This is a genomic window from Massilia aerilata, assembly GCF_042656905.1.
GTDB lineage: Bacteria > Pseudomonadota > Gammaproteobacteria > Burkholderiales > Burkholderiaceae_D > Telluria > Telluria aerilata.
Genome location: NZ_JBHSMZ010000009.1, coordinates 151,120 through 158,962 on the forward strand (window position 1 = coordinate 151,120; position 7,843 = coordinate 158,962).

The following is a 7,843-nucleotide window of genomic DNA, read 5'->3' on the forward strand; positions in this document are numbered from 1 at the left end:
CTTTCACACGCGGACCGCCAATCGGCCCCGGCCGCGATGTTACCGGAGATGCCCGCCTCTGGCCAGACCCGGAGCGGGTTGGCGACTGTCGAAAAAAAACCCGCTGCCTGGCGGCAGCGGGTTTCGCGAGGTAATTGCGCGTCGTTCGACGCGCGCCCGGGCTTAACCGCCCGGGATACCGGTACCCTCGGTGGTTTGCGTACCGATCACCTGGATCTGCGCGGACTCCAACGCACCGTTGGTGTAGATCGCAATCGCGGTCAGCTCATTGGCGTCGATCATGTCGTTACCATCGAGGTTCTGGTACAGGAACAAAGCACCGTCCATATCGCCTTTGACAAGAATCAACATGCTGTGACCGTTTTCTTCTCCGGTCAGGTCGATCTGTTGGTTCAGCGTTGAAGCGTTGATGTCCATGTTGGTCATCGACAAGCCATCGATCAGCGCGATCTGGACGCCCTCCGCACTCGATCCATTCGAACCGGATTGCCAGTCGATCTGCCCGTTATGGTTTTGATCGACACGGTTTGCGGGATCACCGCTCAGCTGAACCTGAGTTATGGGATTAACGCCAATCAAGAGGTCGGTCGACGAGTTGTCGATCACGTCGTACTGCAGCGTGACCGGCGCAGGGCCCGACATATAAACCACGTCATGACCGCCGCCGCTGTGAACGGTGGTAGGCATGAGCGGGCCGACCTTGATGAAGTCGTTGCTGGCCACATTGTTGTCGGCGTTGAATGGCATTCCCATGACGTCGACCGGCGCGCTGACGGTAAAGCCCTTCACGTCGATCCAGTGGTAATCCTCTACCGAATCAACATAGTTGGTGCCACCTGCATAGTACAGGTCGCCGGCTTGCACCGCGCCACCTTTGTCGGTGAGGAAGGTATCGCCCTGCCAGCTCATATGGAACACGCCGATCGGCGGGTAGACGTTCAACTGCAGCTCACCCTCGCTGACATACGCATTCGCACTCAGAGACTGGTTGGTGATGGCATCCACCAGCCCGAACGATGTGGCGTTGGCGATGTCGTTGACGACGTCGCCCGACGATGTATTCAAACGGATCAGGCCATCGTCCAGCCAGTAGGTGGCGGACGTGACCGACGACACCGTCGGCGTCACAGGCACTTCCGGTGCTTCCACCAGGGTCATGTTGTTCCAGTTGATCGAAAGCGCCGGTGCGCTGGTGCCAAAGTCGTGCAGCACCACGCTGTTGACTGTCGCACCATCCGACCATTGCACCATGTAATCGTCCGCGTTCGCCGACGTGCTGGCGGTGAATACGCCATTGTCATCCGAACCTTGCACGATTGCGTAATGGCCGGCGGTCGCATCGGTCAGGTAGCTGGTCTGTCCGATCATATTGCTGTTATTGACATACACGGCCTGGATCTGGAACTTGTCGCCGAGCGCCGCGCCGGAAATGATGTCCATGGCCGCGGTCGAGCCGCCATCCTGGAACACGCCCGTCGCGGTATCGCCGGCTGCGTACGCCAGCGTGTTGCCAGTGCCGCCCAACAGGTGAATCTGGTCGGCACCCGCCCCACCGGCGATGTAAGCCGCCGCATCGGCATTGATCAGGTCGTTGCCGCTGTAGCCCCATACATACTTGCCATGCATCTCATCAACGCCAGTCGTTCCGACGGTATAGATGAAGTGGTTCATATCGTAGAGCCGGAAATTCAGGTCCTTGACCACCAGGGTATATTCACCGGACACGACGCTCGGCTGTGCCCCGATCGTGTTCATCATCGTGGACGTCCACTGTCCCACCTGGGTCTGGCCGAGGTAGGCCGTCTGCACCCCACCGGCCAGGAAGTTCATGGTCGGTCCTGCGGGATCGAGCTGTACCGTCGTCCCCACCAGCATGTACTGCGGCGTCACGGTGTAGACGACGTCGCCATGCTGGTCGACCGCCGCGCTTCCCACATTCGAGAAACGCACCACGTAATCGCTGCTGTCGATCGAACCGTCGCCGTTGGCATCCACAGCCAGCACGGATTCCATCAAGTTCGCATCGTTCAGCAGGATGGCGGCGTTGCTGACGTTGGCGCCGTGTTCGGTGTGGTACGCGTCGTTCAGTTGGGCAAGCAATTGCGTGTTGCTCTTATAGAACTGCCCATCCAGCATGGAACCGTCGACCGCTTTCACAGCCGTCACTGCGACATTGAAGTCCAGCGTCAGCGGCACCTCGTCCTTCAGCGGAGTCACGAGGTCGGCGGTATCCGGGTCGGCGTTCGGGTCGGTCGCCAGATAGGAATCCGCCGGCGAATTGAAGACGAACAGGTCATGACCGAACTGCATGGCCATATCGCTACCCTTGCCGCTGACGTAGATGACATTCTCCGGGCTACCTTTGCCAACCGGCTCGCCCTCGCCATCGACGAAGGCCAGGCCGGTCATCTCCGACGAGTTGATCGGATGCGGCGCCGAGACGCCATCGACCGCGGTAAGATCGCCAACATAGTGGGTCGAACCCTCCACGCCGGTGAAATTCGACAGATCGACGTCCTGCACCTTCACGTTTTCCAGCTTGATGATCCCATCCAGGCCGGCGTCGTAGTGGTTTTCCAGACCCGAACCGTTCTCGCCAAGGATATAGACGTCCTTGCCGACCTGGCCGACGATGACGCTGCTCGTGCCATTTGCCAGGTAAGCCTGGGCAGCGGCGATGAAGTCGTCGAGCGCCGCGTAGGCGGTGGTATCGACCGTGACACCGGATGCGGCATGGGCGACGAATCCGTTCTGGAACTCCAGCACGTCTTCGGAAGCATCGAAGTCCTTGACGACATCGATGGTCTGCTGGCCCACGTCCGCGCTGACCAATTCTGCCGCGTCATTGCCCCGGAACACGAAGATATCCGCGCCGGCGCCGCCGTACAGAATGTCGGCACCCGCGCCGCCGATGACGATGTCATCGCCGTCGCCGCCCGACAGGAAGTCGTTCGAGCCGGTGCCATGCAGTAGGTCGTTGCCACCAAAGCCCCAGGCGTATTGACCCAGCAGGGCTTCGTTGAGGTTCGATCCCAGCGTATAGACACGGTCGGTGGTGTCAAGCGAGAACGGGCCCTTTTGCGGGGAAATGCCGATCCGCACATTGCTGTAGAAGGCGCTGTCCTGATAGTTCACTTGCTCATAGTCGACGCCATGGAAATCAACCGTGCCGCCGAGCATGTACGGCGGACGCGCATGGAGCGCCAGCTCTTCGCCGCCGATCGAATCGATATACCAGGTCGGTCCCTCGAAGCCGGCCGCAACGTAGGACAGCAGTCCCGGCTGAGTACTGCTCGCCGTAACTCCATCGACGTCATACGTGGTCGTCAGGGTCGCCGCCTCGATCGGGCCATCGATGAACTGGGTGACCAGGTGCTCGTTCACGTTACCGGCAGCGTCGATCTGGCGCAGCTCGACCGTACGGTCGCCCTGGCTCAGGTCGATCGGACCGACGATGATCGTGTGCGTATCGGTGTCGATTTCATCCTCACCCACGACTTTCCATGCGAGATCGCTCTCGTTGCCATCGGTGAAGTGCCATTCCAGCTTGGCGTTCTGGTCGAGGTCACCCGTGTACTTGAAATAGACGCGCGCGCTTTCCAGCTCGGTGACGTTGGCATTGGTCGTGGCTTGCTCCACCGCGCTGAACGACAGGCCGTTGTCCGGCGCCTTGGTATCGAGCGTGAATTGCAGTTCCGCCGAATTCGCGCTGGTGTTGCCGGCCTTATCGACCTGGTGCACCAGTACGGTCAGGGCACCGTCGTTCTCGGTCAGGCCCAGGTCGAGTTCACCCTGCCCCGCCTCGTCGGCGGTGCCGCCCAGCTTCCAGGTCTTGCCGCTGTCGAGGCTGTATTCCCAGATCGTCGAACCATCCGTGTCCAGGCCGCCGATTTTCACCTTGCCGGAGCTGGTGACACCGTCGATGGCGCCGGTATCGCTATCCAGAGTGATGGTCGGCGTGCCCGGGTTGGCGTGGTCGTACGTGAAGTCGATCTTCGAGGTGCTGACGTTGCCGGACTTGTCGGTCTGACGGACGTAGAACGTGTTCTGCCCGTCGTGCGTGGCCGGCGCGTTGCCGGTCCAGCCGGTTTCGCCATTCAGCGAATACTCGACCTTCGCGCCCGCCTCGATACCCTCCAGCTTGTAGGTGGCCACATTGGTGATGTGGTCGTCCGCCGTACCGATATTGTCGCCCTTGCTGTCCGTGTCCAGCTTCAGGGTCACGTTGGCGATGGAGAAGTCGTACACGATCGGCTTGCTGACCACGCCCGATGCATTGCCGGCCTGGTCGACGGCGCGCAGGTACACGGTCGTGGACAGGTTGGCGCTGTCGGCGATGGCGGTGCCGTGGGTCAGGTCGACGTCCTTCACGCGCACGGTCTTGGTGCCGGTGAACACGTCGATGCCGGCATCGCTCCAGTTGGTGCCGTCGGTGCTCCACTGATACTTCTCGCCGGTGGCCAGACCTTCGCCGCTGTAGACGAAATCGACGTGGGCATGGCCAGTCTTGCCGCCGCTGCCTTCGGTATTGGTCACGTTGTCGAGCTTGGTGTCCTTGATACCCTGGGTCACCTGGCTGAACGCGATCGTGCCGATATTCGGCGCCATACCGTCGTAGGTGATCTGCTGCGACACGGCGTTGCCTTCATTGCCGGCGTCATCCACCAGGCGCACCTGCAGCAGCGGGCTGGTCGTGGTGTCGAGATCGTGGATCGTGACCGAACCGGTCACGGTCATGCTGCCGCCCATGTTCCACAGCGGGTTCGGCATCATCATGCCGAGCGCGGCATTCCAGATCATCATCGGCTCGGTGTTGCCGATGACCATCGAGTTCTCGTTCACGGTCAGATTTTTGCTCGTCCAGGTCTGGCCGCCATCGACCGAGTACTGCACGTGTTCACCGTTGCCGAGCGGCGCCGACAGGTTGACTTTCACGTCCGCCAGCTGCTGGTTGGTGGTGAAGTCGGCCACGGTATCCGGGCTGTCGCCGGTGTCCTGGCTGATCGCGCCGATGGTGATCGCCTGTGCCGGTGCGGTGTGGTCGTAGGTGATCGCCTGGGTCGCCGTGGCGCCTTCGTTACCGGCGGCATCCACCACGCGCAGCGATACCGAGCCGACGTCGGCGGTGCTGACGTTGTCGATCGTCACCGTGGTGCCGTCCAGGTTGCTGGAAACACTAGGGAGGAAGCCTTGCTGGTTCGCACCCACGTTGTGCCAGGTCTGGCCGTCGAGCGAGTACTGGACGTATTCGCCTTCAACCAGTGCAGCCGACAGCGACGCGCTGATGCTCACCACCGGCTGGTTGGTGGTGAAATCGTCCACGGTATCCGGGCTGCCGGCGCCGGTATCCTGGGTGATCGACACGAAGGTCGCCGTGGTGGTCGGCGCGACGTCGTCGAAGGTGATGGCCTGGCTGGCGCCGTCGTTGGCGTTGCCGGCAGCATCCACCACGCGCACTTGCACCTGGCTGGTCGCGGCCAGGTCGAGGCCGTGGATGGCGATGTCGGTACCGCTCACAGTGGCGCTCGGGCCGCTGAAGTTCAGGGTCTGGATGAGCGACGGGTTGTTGACACCGGCGTCGATCCAGTTGCTGCCGTCCACCGAGAACTGCACGTAATCGCCGTTGCCCAGCGCCGCGTCCAGGGTCGCGTGAACCGTGGCGTACTGCACGTTGGTGACGAAATCGTCCGGTGCGCTATCCGGGCTGCTTTCGGTGTCGTGGTCGACCGAGACGATCGACACCTTGTTTTCCGGCGCCGTACCATCGTAGGTGATCTGCTGCGACACGGCGTTGCTTTCATTGCCGGCGTCATCCACCAGGCGCACCTGCAGCACCGGGCTGGTCGTGGTGTCGAGATCGTGGATCGTGACCGAACCGGTCACGGTCATGCCGCCGCCCATGTTCCACAGCGGGTTCGGCATCATCATGCCGAGCGCGGCATTCCAGATCATCATCGGCTCGGTATTGCCGATGACCATCGAGTTCTCGTTCACGGTCAGGTTTTCGCTCGTCCAGGTCTGGCCGCCATCGACCGAGTACTGCACGTGTTCACCGTTGCCGAGCGGCGCCGACAGGTTGACTTTCACGTCCGCCAGCTGCTGGTTGGTGGTGAAGTCGGCCACGGTATCCGGGCTGTCGCCGGTGTCCTGGCTGATCGCGCCGATGGTGATCGCCTGTGCCGGTGCGGTGTGGTCGTAGGTGATCGCCTGGGTTGCCGTGGCGCCTTCGTTACCGGCGGCATCCACCACACGCAGCGATACCGAGCCGACGTCGGCGGTGCTGACGTTGTCGATCGTCACCGTGGTGCCGTCCAGGTTGCTGGAAACACTAGGGAGGAAGCCTTGCTGGTTCGCACCCACGTTGTGCCAGGTCTGGCCGTCGAGCGAGTACTGGACGTATTCGCCTTCAACCAGTGCAGCCGACAGCGACGCGCTGATGCTCACCACCGGCTGGTTGGTGGTGAAATCGTCCACGGTATCCGGGCTGCCGGCGCCGGTATCCTGGGTGATCGACACGAAGGTCGCCGTGGTGGTCGGCGCGACGTCGTCGAAGGTGATGGCCTGGCTGGCGCCGTCGTTGGCATTGCCGGCAGCATCCACCACGCGCACTTGCACCTGGCTGGTCGCGGCCAGGTCGAGGCCGTGGATGGCGATGTCGGTGCCGCTCACAGTGGCGCTCGGGCCGCTGAAGTTCAGGGTCTGGATGAGCGACGGGTTGTTGACACCGGCGTCGATCCAGTTGCTGCCGTCCACCGAGAACTGCACGTAATCGCCGTTGCCCAGCGCCGCGTCCAGGGTCGCGTGAACCGTGGCGTACTGCACGTTGGTGACGAAATCGTCCGGTGCGCTATCCGGGCTGCTTTCGGTGTCGTGGTCGACCGAGACGATCGACACCTTGTTTTCCGGCGCCGTACCGTCATAGGTGATCTGTTGCGACACGGTACTGCCTTCGTTACCGGCAGCATCCACCACGCGCACCTGCAGCAGCGGATTGTTCACGGTCGAGATGCCGTCGATGGTGATCGTGTGATCGATCGGGGACATGATCGACATGGTCGGTGCGGATGCGCCAAAGGTATTCCCCTGGGTCGCAGCCACGGTCGACCACGAGTTGCCGCCGTCGGTCGAGTACTGGACGTAGTCGCCTGTGCCGAGCGGTGCCGACAGGGCGACCTTGACGGCCGCCACCTGCTGGTTGGTCGTGAAGTCGGACACGGTGTCCGGGCTGTCGCCGTTGTCCTGGTCGATCGAGCGAATCGTCAGCACCTGGGTAGGCGCTTCGTGGTCATAGCTGATCGCCGCGCCGGAGACGGTGCCGGCATTGCCGGCGGCATCCACCACGCGCACCGACACGGTCGGGCTGCCGGTGACGTCCACGCCGGCGATGGTGACGGCGGTGCCGTCCACGCTCACGTGGCTGTCGCCGACCAGCGACCAATTGGTGCCGTCGACCGTGTACTGCACGTATTCGCCTGCGGCCAGCGCAGCCGACAGGGTCGCAGTCACATGCGTCGTGGCCTGGTTGGTGACCAGGTCAGCTTGCACGTCAGGGCTGTTACCGGTGTCTTCTCCGACTGCGGTGACGGTCGCGGTCGTGGTCGGCGCAGTGGTGTCGTAAGACACTTCCTTGCTGGTCGCTTCGTTGGCGTTGCCGGCGGCATCCACCACGCGCACCGAAATGCTGTCGGTGTGGGCCATGTCGATGCCGCGGATGGTCAGCTCGGTACCGTCGACGGTGCCGTGAACGCCTTCGATGCTCAGGGTCTGGATCAGGTTGCTGCTGGCGTCGATCCAGCTCTGGCCGCCGTCGACCGAGAACTGCACGTAGTCGCCCTTGCCCAGC

At 62.5% G+C, this 7,843-nt stretch carries 1 protein-coding gene; it reads right to left on the reverse strand.

Annotated elements, in window-relative coordinates; genetic code table 11:
• Positions 1-162 precede the first annotated feature (162 nt).
• The gene (locus tag ACFPO9_RS14450; RefSeq protein WP_379771837.1) at positions 163-7,824 is read right to left on the reverse strand and encodes a hypothetical protein; all 7,662 of its coding nucleotides are present in this window, start codon (positions 7,822-7,824) and stop codon (positions 163-165) included.
• Between the last annotated feature and the right edge of the window lie 19 nt (positions 7,825-7,843).